Below are 15,107 nucleotides of genomic sequence, written 5' to 3'. Positions count from 1 at the left end.
TGCGGCGCGTCGCCTTGATCGCCATCGCACCTTACAATTTCGCATTACCCAGCCTTCGGGCCCGTCAGGAGTCGTTCTTCAATGAAATTCCGCTTCGCCGCCGCTGTCGTGGCCACGTTCGCCTTCGGCCTGGTCTGCGCCCAGACACCTGCGCCGCAGCCGACTCCCGCAGTGGCTGCTGCGCCGGCCGCCGTGCCGGTTCCGCCTGCACCCGCGCCGGCCGTGTCCAAGTCCTGGATCCTGATGGATTACGCCACCGGGCAAGTGCTGGCCGGTGAAAACATCCACCAGCAGCTGGCGCCGGCCAGCATCACCAAGGTGATGACCTCCTACGTGGTCGCTGCCGAGATCAAGAACGGCAAGGTCAAGCGCGACGACCAGGTCATGATGAGCGAGCGCGCCTGGCGCGAGGGCGGCGCCGGCACCGACGGCAGCTACAGTGGCTTCCCGGTCAACCAGACCGCGCGGCTGGAAGATATGGAAAAGGGCATGGCGATCCAGTCCGGCAACGACGCCGCGATCGCATTGGCCGAGCATGTCGCCGGTAGCGAAGAAGCCTTCGCCTCGCTGATGAACAGCTACGCTGCCAAGATCGGCATGAAGGATTCGTACTTCGTCAACGCGCACGGTCTGAGCGCCGAAGGCCATCACTCCACCGCCTACGATCTGGCCATGCTGGGCCGCGCGATGGTGCGCGATTACCCGGAGACCTACGCCTACAACAAGATCAAGGAATTCCAGGTCGGCACCATCAAGCAGAACAACCGCAATCTGCTGTTGTGGCGCGACCCGGCGGTGGACGGCATCAAGACCGGCCACACCTCCGAAGCCGGTTATTGCCTGCTGAGCTCGGCCAAGCGCGGCGATCAGCGCCTGGTGGCGGTGGTGATGGGCGATTCGTCCGAGCGCCAGCGTGCCGACGACAGCCTGGCACTGCTCAACTGGGGCTTCCGCTTCTTCGAGACCCACAGCCTGTACGCGCCCGGCAAGGTCGTGACCAAGCAGAAGGTGTGGAAGGGTGAGCAGGACGAAGTGCAGCTGGGCGTGGCCCAACCGCTGCTGGTCAGCCTGCAACGCGGTCGTTACAACGACCTCAAGCCCAGCATGGAAGTGGCCAAGAACCTGCAGGCCCCGATCAAGAAGGGACAGCAGATCGGCACCGTCAAGGTCAGCCTGGACGGCAAGATCATCGCCCAGGCACCGCTGGTGGCGATCAACGCCGTCGAAGAAGGTGGGTTCTTCAAGCGCCTCTGGGATGCGTTCTGGATGTGGTGGGAATCTGAGTGAGCAAAGAAAAAGCCGGCTTTCGCCGGCTTTTTCTTTGCGGGGATTGGGGATTGGAGATTCGGGATTGGCAAAGGCGAGAGCAGGAGCGAAGCACCAGCAGCCCGCTCTTGCGAATCCCCAACCCCGACTTCCCAATCCCAGCCCTCAAAGCATCCGGCTGATCGTGAAACTGCCATACACCGGCGTCTCGCGCTGAGTGTCGAATTCGCGGGTGCGGTGATAGCGTGCGATGGCGAATTTCCAGCGGCCGTACATCACCGCCAGGCCGTAACCCACGTCGCCGACGAACGCGCGCTTGTCCACGCTGTGGCTGCTGCGGAAGGTGTTGCCGTCCAGGGTGATGTCGCGCAGCACCCAGCGCGCATCGGTGGTCACGAACAGGTGTCCCGACCAGCCGCTGGCACGCCCCAAACGACTGGGCGCAGTGTTTTCGCCGGCCGGCCGGGTCGGTGTGCTGCCGAAATCGTCCGGCAGCTTCCAGCCAAAGCGCGCTTCGCCGCCGGCATTCAAGTGCGTGGCCATGTTGCCCACCGCGCCGCCCCAGTGCGAAATGAAATCCCAACCGAAGCCGTCTGCATTGACCGCCGCATCGCCCGGCCAGCGGCGCATGCGCTCGTGCACCAGATTGATCAGCGGCTCGTTGTGCAGCTGGTTGTCCCAGCCCTGGAATTTCTCATCGCCCAGCGCATCGTGGATCGCATCCTGCGCTTCCTGCGCAAACGCCCACGGGCCGACCACGCCGATCTGCAACTGGGTCGTGCGCAGGTGCGCATCGTTGCGCGCGTTGTAGCCGAAGCTCGCCAGCAGGATGCCCGCATACGGGCGATCGTCGGGGATCACATCGCGCCGGGTGGAATCGGTCGGCGTGAAGATTCCCTGGCCAATCGAGAACACCATGTTCTGCTGGTCGAACTCGCCCGGATGCAGACGTTCCAGATAACCGTTGACCCAGCGCGCGGTGCGCGGCAGGCAGGGGTCGTCGGTGTAGTCGACCAGGTTGGGCGACACCAGCGTCAGCACCGCGCCATTGGAATAGCCCTGGTCCTGATCCTCCCCGCCGAACAAATCGTTGTCGACCCGGAAATTCACCGCCGGCGGGGTCCGTCCCAGCCTGCTGGAATCGCATTGATCCGCCGCCAGGGCCGGCATCGACAGCCCGGTAAGAGAAAGCAGCAGGGCAGCAGACAACGCGCGCGGTCGAAGCATGGAGGGCCTGGAAAGGTAGGAAAGGACGGTGTTCGGCAAAGGTGCCTGCGGCCGCTGCTGCGCCGCGTGAATGTGCCGGGAGCTGGAGCATTCTCTGCCTGTGCTGTCCTGTAGAGAACTATCACCAGCAAGTAGATGTGTTTGGTCCGGGACTGTAATGGCAGTGTTTTGCTAAACCATTGGAACTGCTCACCCGGCTGTTGGCAGCAACAAGCTCATCAGTTCGACAGCTGAAGGCTTGGGTTTGCCCGCCAGCGGCCCGATAATGGGCGGATGGAAATCAGCTCCGACAACCCCGATCACGGCTTCCAGTTTCCCGGCACCTTCGAGCTCACCGCCATGGGCGCGGCCGAACGCGGGCTGGAAACCGAACTTCCGCGTCTGCTCGCCGCGACTGGCGTCGAGTTGCTGGAAGAAAGCATCAGCTGGAAGCACTCGTCCACCGGCAAATACGTGTCCATCCGGATCGGCTTTTGCGCAGAGGACCGGGCGCAGTTCGATGCCGCCCATCAAGCGCTGCGCGACCACCCGGAAGTGAAGTGGACGCTGTAGCGGCCGAGCCTGTGCTGGCATCGGTTCCGATCCTGCCGGCACAGCTGCGCGATCTTGGCCGCCAGGACTACGCGCCGGTATGGCATGCGATGCAGCGTTTCACCGATGCGCGCAATGAGCACACTGCCGACGAGGTGTGGGTGGTCGAGCATGCGCCGGTGTTTACGCTGGGCCAGGCCGGCAAGCCCGAGCACGTGTTGGCAGCTGGCGACATCCCGGTGTTGCAGGTCGATCGCGGTGGCCAGGTCACCTATCACGGCCCCGGCCAGTTGGTGGTCTATCCGCTGCTGGACCTGCGCCGGCTCAAGATCGGCGTGCGCGATTACGTGTGCAAGATCGAGCAGGCGCTGATCGACACCCTGGACGAATGGAACATCGTCGCCGAGCGCCGCGAGGGCGCGCCCGGCGTGTACGTGGGCGGGGCGAAGATCGCCGCGCTCGGGATCCGGGTGCGGCGCGGCTGCACCTTCCACGGTCTGTCGTTCAACGTGGCGATGGATCTGGAGCCGTTCCACCGCATCAACCCGTGTGGCTACCAGGGCCTGCAAGTGACCTCGGTGCTAGACTTGGGCGGCCCTTCCGGGATGGACGCCGTCAAGGCGGTGCTGCTCGATCAGCTGGCGCGCCAGTTCGGTCTCGTGTTGCAGCCTGTTTCCGCATTGCCCGACCTTTCGCTTCCGGCCTGAGCGCCCGTTACTGCCATGACCCAGCCTATCGCCCGTTCCATCCCCTTGCAGGTCGTCTCCGGCGACACCGCCGCGCCTTCGCCGCTGCAGACCGGCGTCAAGCAGATCGGTGGCGACAAGATCAACCGCTCGCCGGTGCAGTTCGTCGATGCGCCGGTGCTGCGCAAGCCGTCTTGGATCCGCGTGCGGATTCCGTCCGGCAACGCGGTGCAGAACCTCAAGGCCAAGCTGCGCGAAAACCGCCTGGTCACGGTCTGCGAAGAAGCCAGTTGCCCGAACATCCACGAGTGCTTCAGCCACGGCACCGCGACCTTCATGATCCTGGGCGAGGTGTGCACGCGGCGCTGCTCGTTCTGCGATGTGGCGCACGGCCGGCCCAAGCCGCCGGATGCCAGCGAGCCGGCCAGCCTGGCGACCACCGTGGCCGATATGGGCCTGAAGTACGTGGTGGTGACCAGCGTGGATCGCGACGATCTGCGCGACGGCGGTGCCCAGCACTTCGTCGACTGCATTTCGGCCATCCGGGTCAGTTCGCCCAAGACCCGCATCGAGATCCTGACCCCGGATTTCCGTGGCAAGGGCCGCATGGACCGCGCGCTGGAGATCCTGGCGCTGAGCCCGCCGGACGTATTCAACCACAACATCGAAACCGTGCCGGATCTGTATGCCAATGTGCGTCCCGGTGCGGATTACCAGTGGTCGCTGACCCTGCTGCAGCGCTTCAAGGCGCAGCACCCGACCATCGCCACCAAGTCCGGCATCATGCTCGGCCTGGGCGAGACCCTGGAGCAGGTGCAGGCCACCTTGCGCGACCTGCGTGCGCATGATGTGGACATGATCACCATTGGTCAGTATCTGCAGCCGACCCCGCACCATCACCCGGTGATGCGTTACTGGACGCCGGAGGAGTACAAGGCGCTGGAGGAGTACGGCAACGCGCTGGGCTTCAGTCATGTCGCCTCCGGGCCGATGGTGCGCTCGTCGTATCATGCCGACCGGCAGGCAGCCGGCGCTGGCGTCGCGGCCTGAGGTCAGCACTGGCAGTCGAGCAAGCCACACGGCCCTGCGCTCAGCGCGGGGCCGTGTCGTATCCGGGCCGTGCGCAGTCAGCTGCAGGGTACGGTCGCGTTCACAATCCGCTACAGGCCCGGCGCTAGGCTGATTCAGCAGCGGATGACAACGCCAGCAACTTTCGGCACTGTCATGCTGTCTGATCCGTTCACCGCCTTCCTTTCATCGGCCCCGTGCCGAGAGCCATTCGATGACCTACAACTCACGCCGACCGGCAGGCAGCCGGCGCTGGCGTTGCGGCCTGAGGTCAGCACTGGCAGTCGAGCAAGCCACACGGCCCTGCGCTCAGCGCGGGGCCGTGTCGTATCCGGGCCGTGCGCAGTCGGCTGCAGGGTACGGCCGCGTTCACAATCCGCTACAGGCCCGGCGCTAGGCTGATTCAGCAGCGGATGACAACGCCAGCAACTTTCGGCACTGTCATGCTGTCTGATCCGTTCACCGCCTTCCTTTCATCGGCCCCGTGCCGAGAGCCATTCGATGACCTACAACGTTTCTACGTCCATGAAGGCCGGCCTGCTGGCGCTGGTGTTGACTACTCCGATGGCCTTGCTCGCACGCGCCGATACGGCGTTGCCGGCGGCAGCCACGCCCGACCAGGCCACCGCGACCAAGCTGGTCTACGGTTTGCTCTCCGACAGCCGCTATGCCTACCGTCCGCGCACGCTGGACGAGGCGATGTCCAAGGACGTCTTCAAGCGCTATCTGGAAACGCTGGACGGCAGCAAACAGTTCTTCACCCAGGCCGACATCGATAGCTTTGCGCCGTTGCAGACGGGCGTTGGCGATGCGCTGCGTGGCGGCAATCTGGAGCCGGCGTTCCAGGTGTTTTCGGTCTACAAGAAGCGCGTGGATCAGCGCGTCAAGTACGCGCGCGATTTGCTCAAGCAGGACTTCGACTTCTCCGGCACCGACAAGTTCGAGTACGACCGCAAGGACGTGCCATGGGCGGCAGACGACAAGCAGCTGGACGTGCTGTGGCGGCAGTCGGTGATGAACGATTGGCTGCGCCTCAAGCTGGCCGGCAAGAAGCCTGACGACATTCGCAAGACGCTGGACAAGCGTTATGTCTCGCTGGCCGATTCGGTCAAGCAGTTGAAGGGCGAGGACGTGTTCCAGTTCTTCGTCAACGCCTACACCAATGCGGTCGATCCGCACACCGATTACTTCACCCCGCGCACCGCCGAGACCTTCAATCAGCAGATGTCGCTGTCGCTGGAAGGCATCGGCGCGCAGCTGCAGAAGCAGGACGACATGGTGGTGATCCGCGAGGTGATCCCGGGTGGTCCGGCGGCAGTGGATGGCACGCTCAAGCCGGGCGATCGTATCGTTGGCGTGGGCCAGGCCAAGAATGGCGCGATCGAGGATGTGATCGGCTGGCGCATCGACGATGTGGTCGCCAAGATCCGCGGCAGCAAGGACACCCAGGTGCGCCTGGAGTACATCCCGGCCGAGTCGGGCATCGACGGCAAGCACCGCACCGTGACGCTGACCCGGCAGAAGGTGCGTCTGGCCGAGCAGGCCGCCAAGGGCGAGACCATCACGTTGCCGGCCAAGGGCAGCGAGCCGGAACGGCGTATCGGCATCATCAAGTTGCCGGGCTTCTATCAGGATTTCGAAGGCCGTCGTCGTAATGCGGCTGACTATGCCTCGGCAACGCGCGATGTGGCCAAGCTGCTGGCCGGCTTCAAGACCGACAAGGTCGACGGCGTGGTGCTGGACCTGCGCAACAACGGCGGCGGTTCGCTGGACGAAGCCATCGAGCTCACCGGCTTGTTCATCCAGCAAGGCCCGGTGGTGCAGGTGCGCGAATCCGGCGGCCGCGTCACCGTCAACGGCGACAGCGATCCCAAGGTGGCATGGGATGGCCCGCTGGGCGTGTTGATCAATCGCGGTTCGGCGTCGGCATCGGAGATCTTTGCGGGCGCCATCCAGGACTACGGCCGCGGGTTGGTGATCGGCGAAACCAGCTTCGGCAAGGGCACCGTGCAGAACATCGTTGATCTTGATCGTTGGCCGGCTGCCGAAGGTCAGCGCTATGGGCAGGTCAAGCTGACGATTGCCCAGTTCTTCCGCGTCAGTGGTTCCAGCACCCAGCACAAGGGCGTGGTGCCCGACATCGCATTCCCAGCCAGCGTGGATGCTACCGAGTTCGGTGAAAGTACCTACGACAATGCATTGCCATGGACGCGTATCGCCGCCTCTCCGCACACCCAGTACGGCAACTTTGCGCCACTGATTCCCAAGTTGCAGGGCCTGCACACCGCGCGCATCGCCACCGACAAGGAGTTCCAGTGGTGGGAAGAAGACGTCAAGCAGTTCCGCGATGAGAAGGCCAAGAAGTTCATCTCGTTGAACGAAGCCGAGCGCGTTGCCGAGCGTCAGAAGCAGGATCAGCAGCGCAAGGATCGTCAGCAGGTGCGCAAGCAGCTGGGCCTGCCGCTGGATCCGCTTGCCGAAGACAGCGACGACGGGCTGACCGGCAACGAGCGCGACATCGTCAAGGACACCGCACGCGAAAAGGCCGCAGAAAAGCGCCCGGATCCGCTGTTGCACGAATCGGCCGCGATCATTGCCGATGCGCTGGGTCTGCTGTCGCAGGACCAGCCGTTATCGGCGCAGGTGTTGCCGCAGTCGACTGCGCCGGGACGTTGGGCTGATTGATCTTGGTGGGTTGTTTGTAGTGCGAAAAAAAGCCACCGCATGCGGTGGCTTTTTTTTGATGCTGACTAAGAGCGGATGACCTGTGGCTTGGCTGCAGGGCCCTTGCCCGCCCACCCTCGCGGGACACGCTGCAAGTACGTCCTTGTAAGCTCTTACGCGGCATCCATGCCGCGTAAGGTCCCGCGAGGGTGGGCGGACAAGGACCAGTGGAGATGGTCGGTGTGCATGGTTGCGAGCGGTGCCTGCGCGGGCGTCCGATGGCGGGCAACCTGATCGGCTCTTTTCGATTCGAGCAAATCTCTGCCATTACCAACATCCCCTTCAGTACATTGATGGTGATTGGGGATGCGCTTGCGTGCGATGAGGCTTTAATGGTCACGCGCAATCGCGCGCAGGGACGCTCGCTCAGGTCGGCAGGGCAGGGCTGTCGCGATGTCACTGCGGCCAGGTAAGTTCGGCCAGCACCGGATAGTGGTCTGACGGCAGCACGCCGCCGGGGCGCTGATCCAATGTGGAAAAGCGCGTCGGTGTGAGGCCGCGGAACAGGATCCAGTCGATGCGTCGGCTCGGGTGGGTGGTGAAATCCTGGAAGGTTTTCTCCGGGCCTTGTCGCTTGGTCGCATGTGATCGCGCATCGCCAAGTACAGCGGTGAGCGTGTGGTAGGTGCCGTTGTCGGGATCGCTGTTGAAGTCGCCGGTCACTACCACCGGAATGCCGGCAGGCAACGTTGCGATGCGTGACAGGATTACGCGTGCGCTGTGTTCGCGCGCTGCTTCGTCCTGGTCGCGGTGAGCGAAATGGGTGTTGAACAGATAAAAGCGGCGCTTGTCGCTGCGACGTTCGAACAGCGCCCAGGTGGCCATGCGCGGCAGGTCAGTGTTCCAGCTGCTGCTGCCGGGGACTTCGGGCGTTTCGGACAGCCAGAAGTCGCCCGATTCCACCACGCTCAGGACACGGCTGTCGTAGAACACGCCCATATGTTCGTCGCTACCATCGGCGCGGCGGCCTTTACCGAACCAGCGATAAGTGGGCAGGTGTGCCGCCAGGTACTGCGCCTGTTCCTCAACCAATTCCTGCGTGCCGAAGACATCGGGGTGCGTCTGTTCGATCAGCGCGACCATCGCCGTGCGGCGTACCTCCCAACGTTTGTCGCCGTCGGTATCCACCGGTACGCGCACGTTGAACGACATTACGCGCAGTGGTGCGGGCGCAGGCGCGGCCAATGCAGGTACTGCGATGCACAGCACTGCGATTGCAACGAGCAAGCAACGTGACACAACGCGAATGGATTGGTGTGTGGATTGGTGTGGCATACAGGCGAATTCCTGATAAGGACAGACTGCCAAGTCTAGTTAGCTGGCATGACCGATAGATCACTGTGCATCGCTGCATCGTAGGCTTGACGCCGCCCCACATCGGCGTAGCATTTGTACCAAGCTAACGGATAGACCGCTGGCTGACCACTCAATCGTGAGGGATTCTCATGGCAATGCAGTACGACTATCTCGTGTTTATCGGGCGTTTCGAGCCTTTTCATAACGGCCACGCCGCCGTCGCCCGCCACGCGCTGGGCAAGGCTAACAAGCTCATTGTGTTGATCGGCTCTGCCGACACGCCCCGTACCATTCGTAATCCGTGGACCGTTGCCGAACGCGCGGTGATGATCGAGTCCGCGTTGCCGGGCGAGAGCGACCGGTTGATAGTGCGGCCATTGCGCGACCATCTCTATAACGAAAGCCTGTGGATCGCCGACGTGCAGCGCCAGGTGGCGGAAGCCGTGCATGCCGATGGCGGCACGCTTGATGCACGCATCGGTCTGATCGGCATGGACAAGGATGCCAGCAGTTATTACCTGCGTGAGTTTCCGCAGTGGCCGCTGGAAGATGTGCAGCACACCGCCACGCTGTCGGCCACCGAGTTGCGCCGCTATCTGTTCGAAGCCGGTGAGATCGGTTTCCACGGTGGCTTGCTGATGTTGCGCGGCAATGTGCCGGCGCCGGTGTACGACATGCTGGAGGCGTTTCGGCGTAATTCCCCGAGCTATGCGCAACTGGTGGCCGAATACCGTTTTATCGAGCAATACCGCGCTGCTTGGAAAGATGCCCCATATGCGCCGACCTTCGTCACCACCGATGCGGTGGTCGTGCATTCGGGCCATGTGTTGCTGGTGCGTCGTCGCGCCGAGCCGGGTAAGGGGTTGTGGGCGTTGCCGGGTGGTTTCATCGCTCAGGACGAAGGTCTGCTGGACGGCTGTCTGCGCGAGCTGCGCGAGGAAACCCGGCTCAAGGTGCCGGTGCCGGTGCTCAAGGGGTCATTGCGGGGGCGCCAGGTGTTCGATCACCCCGAGCGCAGCCTGCGTGGACGCACCATCACCCATGCATTCCATTTCGAATTTCCGGCCGGCGAGTTGCCCGCGGTACGCGGCGGCGACGATGCCGACAAGGCGCGCTGGATTCCGATCGCCGAAGTGATGGCGATGGGCCCGCGCTTGTACGAAGACCATCTGCATATTCTTGAATTTTTCCTGGGTCGTGGCTGAGAGCGACACCACCTGCTGTGTGCTGCTGCTGACGATCAAGCAGCCGCTCGCACCGTGTGTTGGCTTGAACTATGACCTCCCGCCGGCGGATAGACCGCTGGTTCACTCGACGCGAAGGAGCTTCCGTCATGCATTACCTCGATAACCTGCTGCTCAACACCGACAGCTACAAGGCCAGCCACTGGCTGCAATACCCGCCCGGTACCGATGCGGCGTTTTTCTATGTGGAATCGCGCGGTGGCGTGTACGACCAGACCGTGTTCTTCGGCCTGCAGTCGATCCTGAAAGAAGCCATCAACCGGCCGGTGACGCACGCCGATATCGACGATGCGAAGGAACTATTGGCCGCGCATGGCGAGCCGTTCAACGAAGCCGGCTGGCGCGATATCGTCGACCGCCTTGGCGGGCAGCTGCCGATCCGCATCCGCGCCGTGCCTGAAGGTGCGGTTGTGCCCACGCACAACGTGTTGATGACCATCGAATCCACCGACGCCAAGGCGTTCTGGGTGCCGTCGTATCTGGAAACCTTGTTGCTGCGCGTGTGGTACCCGGTGACCGTGGCCACGGTGAGCTGGCAGGTGAAGCAGATCGTGCGCGATTACCTGCAGCGCACCAGCGACGATCCGGAAGGGCAGTTGCCCTTCAAGCTGCATGACTTTGGCGCGCGTGGCGTGTCCAGTCTCGGCTCGGCGGCCCTCGGTGGCGCGGCGCATCTGGTGAATTTCCTCGGCACCGATACCTTGTCGGCGTTGTTGCTGGCACGTGCGCATTACCACACGCCGGTGGCGGGGTTCTCGATTCCCGCCGCCGAGCACAGCACCATCACCAGCTGGGGCCGCGAGCGCGAGGTGGATGCGTATCGCAACATGCTCACGCAGTTCGCACGGCCCGGTTCCATCGTGGCGGTGGTCTCCGACAGCTACGACATCTATTGCGCCATTCGCGAGCATTGGGGCACCACCTTGCGCGAAGAGATCATCGCCTCCGGCGCGACGGTGGTGATCCGCCCCGATTCCGGCGACCCGGTGGACGTGGTCGAGCAATGCCTGCTGTTGCTGGACGAAGCCTTCGGCCATCAGCGCAACGGCAAGGGCTACAAGGTGCTCAACCATGTGCGGGTGATCCAGGGCGACGGCATCAATCCGCAATCGCTGCACGCCATTCTCGAACGCATCACTGCCGCCGGGTATGCCGCCGACAACGTCGCCTTCGGCATGGGCGGTGCGTTGCTGCAAAAAGTGGACCGCGACACGCAGAAGTTCGCGCTGAAGTGCTCGGCGGTGCGTGTGGACGGGCAGTGGATCGACGTCTACAAGGACCCGATCACCGACAAGGGCAAGCAGAGCAAGCGTGGTCGATTGACGCTATTGCGCGACCGCGACGATGGCAGTTATCGCAGCGCCTTGCTCGACGAAGTGGCCGCCAGCGCGGACAGCGAAGATGCGTTGGTGACGGTGTGGGAAAACGGCGTCATGCAGCAGGAGTGGACCTTGGAGCAGGTGCGCGCGCGTGCCGACGCCGCGCGTCGCTGACGTTCGGCGCGCAGGCAGCGTCATGGACGCTTCCATCGACGAGGCTTCGTTGCTGTCTGCATCGCCACTGTTGGCCAGGCTGCGCGCTGCGGCGCCCAGCCTGCGGCGGCGCGTGCCGCAGCAGAGCGAGACAAGCCGATGGCATGCGCTGCGCATCGGCGAGCGCGCGTATCGGGTTGCCTTGCCGATCACCTTTACGCCGTATGCGTCGGTGCGGCCGTGTTCGGCGCGCTGCGGTTTCTGTTCGGAAAACTTGCGCCAGCACGGCGGCGGCCTGGCCGCAGCGATGTTGCGTCCGGGGCCGGACTACTTCGCACAGTTGAGCGCTGCGTTGCAGCTGCTGCACAGGGTGCCGTTGTCGTATTCCTTGTCCGGGTTGGAGATGACCGACGATCCGGATTGGTTGCAGGCCTTGCTGCACACCTTGTCCACAACGCCCAACGGCCCGCGTGTGGAGCAGCGCGTGCTGTACAGCAATGGTGCCGGGTTTGCGCGTGCGCAGGGTGCGCAGTTGATCGATGCCTTGGTGCACTTCGGCCTGTCGTGGATCGAGCTGTCGCGTCACCACCCGCTGCAGGCCTGCAACGACGCGATCATGCGCTTTCGCCCCGACGAGCCGATTGCCGATACGGCCACTTTCGCGCATACGGCACAAGGCATTGCGGCGCGCGTGCCGGTGCGACTGGTCTGCATCGTGCAACGCGGTGGTGTGGACAGTGCCGATGCCGTGGCGCAGTACATCGCGTGGGCGCGCAGCTGTGGCGCCAGCCAGGTGATCTTTCGCGAGTTGTCGCGTCTGGACGATGCGTACCGCAGCAATGGCACCTGGCGTTATATCGCGCAGCACCGCATCGGGATGGAGACCTTGTTGGCGCAGTGCATGCAGCAGCCGTGGTGGTCGCGCTGGCAAGCAGACGGCATGACCGAGGGCTATTACTTCTGGAATCTGCGCATGCGCATTGAGGATGGCCTGGAAGTGGTGTTCGAAAGCGCCGACTACGCAGCCATGCACGCGCGGCATGCCACCGGCGACCTCTACAAGCTGGTGTTCTTCGCCAACGGCCGCTTGTGCGCAGGTTGGGATCCGGATGCCGATGTGCTATGGGAGCCGGCCGATGGATGAACTCGATCAGCACAGCTGGTGGACGCCAACACCGGACGATCCGGCGTGGGCACTACCCGACGACCTGCGCGCAGCCGATCCGCTTGGCGGGCGCGACTGTGGCTGTGTCAACCAGATGCGCCCGTTCGTACGCCATTTCAGTGCGCCGGGGGAGCAGGTGTTCGACCCGTTCTGCGGTTTCGGCAGCACGTTGCTGGCGGCGGCGCTGGAAGGGCGCAACGCGCATGGCATGGAGATCGATCCCGCACGTGCGCACCTGGCACGCACGCGCCTGCAACGGCATGGTGTGCACGCGCCGGTCGTGGTCGGCACGTTGGCCGACACCGCGCCCGCTGCGGCGATCGATCTATGTCTGACCAACGTGCCGTATTTCGGTTGCCACTGGCGAGGCGAAGCAGTGCCTGGGCAGCTGTATGCCAGTGCCGATTACGCCGGCTATCTGTCCGGCATGCGTGCGGTGTTGCATGCGCTGCGCAAGCGATTACGGCCGGATGCCTTTGGCGTGGCGATGGTGGAAAACGTCGTTGTCGGCGGGCGGGTGATCCCGCAGGCATGGGACCTGGGGCGGATCCTCGCCAGCCTGTTCACGCTGCGCGAGGAACGGGTGCTGTGCTACCAGCGGCCGGGCGCAGCGCTGACGCATGCCGGCACGCAGAGCAATCGCAGCCACGAGTACGCACTGATTTTCCAGCATTGCCGTCCGCGGCTGGACCTGCAACAGGCGGCGCAGTTGCTGCAGGCGGTGCGGGCGCAAGGCTTGCCGGTGGTGCTGCACGGGAGCTACGCGCGTTGGTTGGAGTCGCCGGACTCGGTGCCCCAGGGTCCGGCCGATCTGGACCTGATCCTGCAGGCCGAGCAGACACTGTGGGACCGCCTGACCGGTTGGCTGCAGGCGCAGGGATTCGCGTTGAGCCTGTGGGGCGAGCCGTGCCGGGCGCCGGTGGCGCTGGCTGCGGTGCGCGCGCACCACTATCTGCGCGCCGAGCGCATCGGCGCAGACGGCAGCTGCCTGCAGCTGGACCTGCAATTGCCGGCGGATGAACCGCCGTTGCCCTGATCCGGCAACGCCACGCCACGCGCACATGGGTTGCGGCTATGCTCTTGGCCGGTTTTGGATGCCGGAGTTGTCTATGTCTTGTTCTTCCCTGATCGCGCGCGGCGCGCTGCTTGGCGCGCTGGCAACCCTGGCTGGCTGCGGTGGCAGCAAGGGCGACACGATGCTGATGCGCGAGTCGTTCAATTCCGACGATACCTATTCGCGCAGTGTGGCGGCCACCTCGATGCAGGCTTGCGAGGCCGCGCGGCGCGTGCTGTTGAGCCAGGGCTATGCGGTCACGCGTGCCGATGCCGCGGGCGTGGAAGGCAGCAAGAACTTCCAGCTCAAAGAAGCCGACCAGAGCGAGCAGCTCAATCTGCGCATTTCCTGCGCCCCCCAGGAGGGCGGCAAGGCACAAGTGTTCGTCAGCGCGCTGCAGGATCGTTACGCACTGAAGAAGAGCTCGACCTCGGCCAGCGTCGGTGTCGGCGTGCTGGGCTCGTTGTCGCTGCCGGTGGGCAGTACCGGCGACTCGCTGGTGCGTGTGTCCACCACCACAGTGCAGGACGCGGCCTTCTACAAGCGCTTTTTCGAGCGCTTGAACTCGTATCTGCCCAATGTGACCCAGGCCGCGCCTGCCGCTGCGAGCGCGGCGTCCGCGCCAGTTGCACCGCCACATCCGGCTGCGGCTACACCTACGGCGGCGGCACCTGTGCCGACCGCAGCGGCTGCAACGCCCGCGACTGCAGTGCCGGCCGCTGCCGCAACGTCTGCTTCCACAACAGTCGAACAGCCGCCGGTTGCGCCGCTACCGGTCGAGGCCCAGGATCCGCCCCCTGCACCGGCACCTGCATCCACGCCGGCGAACGTGCCACAGACCGAGCCCGCAACTCAGCAGTGACGGCACGATTCACGCTTCGCTCCGGAATCTGAATAGACGGCTGTGCGCTTCACGTTGCGTTCTCGACCGAGCCGCGAGAGTGCAGCCATGACTCGCCGAGTGGGCGAGAACGACGGAGACCACGATGAAGATGCGCAATTCCCTGTTGGGTATTTCCCTGATCGGCCTGATGGCGACGAGCACCTTCGCGCAGGCCCAGACCCATTCGCGTCAGCACCGTTATACGGAAGCAGACGAAGGCCGCAAGTTCAATGACGGCACGCGCGTGCGCTGCCACAATGTCGAAGTGCAGAAGAATTCGACCGACCCCAATCGCGTCGGCGGCACCGTTGCAGGCGCAGTGGTCGGTGGTCTGCTGGGTAATCAGGTAGGTGGCGGTAACGGCAAGAAGCTGGCAACCGTGGCCGGTGCAGTCGCCGGCGGTGCTGCGGGCCGCACCATCCAGGGCAATCGTCAGCAAGCCAACGGCAACCGTCAGGTCGAGCGCGTCTGCGAACGCCGCTGAAGGTGAT

The 15,107-nt window shown here is 64.1% G+C and carries 13 protein-coding genes; 11 read left to right on the top strand and 2 right to left on the bottom strand.

All coding sequences use genetic code 11. The annotated features are described in order from the left end of the window. Window positions 1-81 precede the first annotated feature (81 nt). Window positions 82-1,287 carry a D-alanyl-D-alanine carboxypeptidase family protein gene (locus NMB96_RS01785; RefSeq protein WP_074058295.1) on the top strand — a complete coding sequence of 402 codons (1,206 nt, stop codon included), beginning with the start codon at window positions 82-84 and terminating at the stop codon, window positions 1,285-1,287. 144 nt (window positions 1,288-1,431) lie between these two features. Here the strand turns inward: NMB96_RS01785 and NMB96_RS01780 are convergent, their stop codons facing one another. Then, a complete protein-coding gene (locus NMB96_RS01780; RefSeq protein ID WP_074058294.1) occupies window positions 1,432-2,493 on the bottom strand; it encodes a lipid A deacylase LpxR family protein in 1,062 nt (353 codons plus the stop codon). A 273-nt stretch (window positions 2,494-2,766) separates the two neighbouring features. Between NMB96_RS01780 and NMB96_RS01775 the strand changes: the two genes are divergently transcribed. The 4 genes from NMB96_RS01775 (at window position 2,767) to NMB96_RS01760 (ending at window position 7,463) form a co-directional block, all read left to right on the top strand. Further along, window positions 2,767-3,045 (top strand): YbeD family protein, encoded by a 279-nt coding sequence (locus NMB96_RS01775; RefSeq protein ID WP_255086067.1) that lies wholly within the window; start codon window positions 2,767-2,769, stop codon window positions 3,043-3,045. Further along, the gene (gene lipB / locus NMB96_RS01770; RefSeq protein ID WP_255086064.1) at window positions 3,033-3,731 is read left to right on the top strand and encodes a lipoyl(octanoyl) transferase LipB; all 699 of its coding nucleotides are present in this window, start codon (window positions 3,033-3,035) and stop codon (window positions 3,729-3,731) included. Before NMB96_RS01775 ends, lipB begins: the two co-directional genes overlap by 13 nt. 15 nt (window positions 3,732-3,746) lie before the next feature. Further along, on the top strand, window positions 3,747-4,760 hold the full coding sequence (gene lipA / locus NMB96_RS01765) for a lipoyl synthase (protein WP_255086062.1): 1,014 nt from the start codon (window positions 3,747-3,749) through the stop codon (window positions 4,758-4,760). A 543-nt stretch (window positions 4,761-5,303) separates the two neighbouring features. Further along, a complete protein-coding gene (locus tag NMB96_RS01760; RefSeq protein ID WP_255086916.1) occupies window positions 5,304-7,463 on the top strand; it encodes a carboxy terminal-processing peptidase in 2,160 nt (719 codons plus the stop codon). Between the two features lie 435 nt (window positions 7,464-7,898). On the opposite strand, the gene NMB96_RS01755 is transcribed toward NMB96_RS01760, so the two are convergent. Further along, window positions 7,899-8,777 (bottom strand): endonuclease/exonuclease/phosphatase family protein, encoded by an 879-nt coding sequence (locus tag NMB96_RS01755; protein WP_255086060.1) that lies wholly within the window; start codon window positions 8,775-8,777, stop codon window positions 7,899-7,901. A gap of 170 nt (window positions 8,778-8,947) precedes the next feature. On the opposite strand from NMB96_RS01755, the gene NMB96_RS01750 reads away from it, so the two are divergent. From NMB96_RS01750 to NMB96_RS01725, 6 genes are all read left to right on the top strand, one after another. Then, a complete protein-coding gene (locus tag NMB96_RS01750; protein WP_023905148.1) occupies window positions 8,948-10,003 on the top strand; it encodes a bifunctional nicotinamide-nucleotide adenylyltransferase/Nudix hydroxylase in 1,056 nt (351 codons plus the stop codon). Between the two features lie 128 nt (window positions 10,004-10,131). Continuing rightward, on the top strand, window positions 10,132-11,535 hold the full coding sequence (locus NMB96_RS01745; protein ID WP_255086059.1) for a nicotinate phosphoribosyltransferase: 1,404 nt from the start codon (window positions 10,132-10,134) through the stop codon (window positions 11,533-11,535). Between the two features lie 22 nt (window positions 11,536-11,557). After that, a complete protein-coding gene (locus NMB96_RS01740; protein ID WP_255086058.1) occupies window positions 11,558-12,658 on the top strand; it encodes a hypothetical protein in 1,101 nt (366 codons plus the stop codon). Further along, window positions 12,651-13,715, top strand: coding sequence for a DNA methyltransferase (locus tag NMB96_RS01735; RefSeq protein WP_255086057.1), 1,065 nt, complete (start codon window positions 12,651-12,653; stop codon window positions 13,713-13,715). Before NMB96_RS01740 ends, NMB96_RS01735 begins: the two co-directional genes overlap by 8 nt. Window positions 13,716-13,788: 73 nt before the next feature. After that, window positions 13,789-14,595, top strand: a complete 807-nt coding sequence (locus tag NMB96_RS01730) for a DUF2242 domain-containing protein (RefSeq protein WP_255086056.1) — start codon at window positions 13,789-13,791, stop codon at window positions 14,593-14,595. Window positions 14,596-14,719: 124 nt separating this feature from the next. Beyond that, on the top strand, window positions 14,720-15,100 hold the full coding sequence (locus NMB96_RS01725; RefSeq protein ID WP_023905143.1) for a glycine zipper 2TM domain-containing protein: 381 nt from the start codon (window positions 14,720-14,722) through the stop codon (window positions 15,098-15,100). Window positions 15,101-15,107: the final 7 nt, after the last annotated feature.

This window comes from Xanthomonas hortorum (assembly GCF_024339125.1).
Classification (GTDB): Bacteria; Pseudomonadota; Gammaproteobacteria; order Xanthomonadales; family Xanthomonadaceae; genus Xanthomonas; species Xanthomonas hortorum.
The sequence above is the reverse complement of the archived record's forward strand: the minus strand, read 5'-3'. Positions and strand labels throughout refer to the sequence as shown.

Coding starts and splice junctions, on each gene's coding strand:
- lipA (WP_255086062.1), top strand. CDS start 3,747: ATGACCCAGCCTATCGCCCGTTCCATCCCCTTGCAGGTCGTCTCCGGC.
- NMB96_RS01785 (WP_074058295.1), top strand. CDS start 82: ATGAAATTCCGCTTCGCCGCCGCTGTCGTGGCCACGTTCGCCTTCGGC.
- NMB96_RS01755 (WP_255086060.1), bottom strand. CDS start 8,777: ATGCCACACCAATCCACACACCAATCCATTCGCGTTGTGTCACGTTGC.
- NMB96_RS01750 (WP_023905148.1), top strand. CDS start 8,948: ATGGCAATGCAGTACGACTATCTCGTGTTTATCGGGCGTTTCGAGCCT.
- NMB96_RS01735 (WP_255086057.1), top strand. CDS start 12,651: ATGGATGAACTCGATCAGCACAGCTGGTGGACGCCAACACCGGACGAT.
- NMB96_RS01760 (WP_255086916.1), top strand. CDS start 5,304: ATGAAGGCCGGCCTGCTGGCGCTGGTGTTGACTACTCCGATGGCCTTG.
- NMB96_RS01725 (WP_023905143.1), top strand. CDS start 14,720: ATGAAGATGCGCAATTCCCTGTTGGGTATTTCCCTGATCGGCCTGATG.
- NMB96_RS01745 (WP_255086059.1), top strand. CDS start 10,132: ATGCATTACCTCGATAACCTGCTGCTCAACACCGACAGCTACAAGGCC.
- NMB96_RS01740 (WP_255086058.1), top strand. CDS start 11,558: ATGGACGCTTCCATCGACGAGGCTTCGTTGCTGTCTGCATCGCCACTG.
- NMB96_RS01780 (WP_074058294.1), bottom strand. CDS start 2,493: ATGCTTCGACCGCGCGCGTTGTCTGCTGCCCTGCTGCTTTCTCTTACC.
- NMB96_RS01730 (WP_255086056.1), top strand. CDS start 13,789: ATGTCTTGTTCTTCCCTGATCGCGCGCGGCGCGCTGCTTGGCGCGCTG.
- NMB96_RS01775 (WP_255086067.1), top strand. CDS start 2,767: ATGGAAATCAGCTCCGACAACCCCGATCACGGCTTCCAGTTTCCCGGC.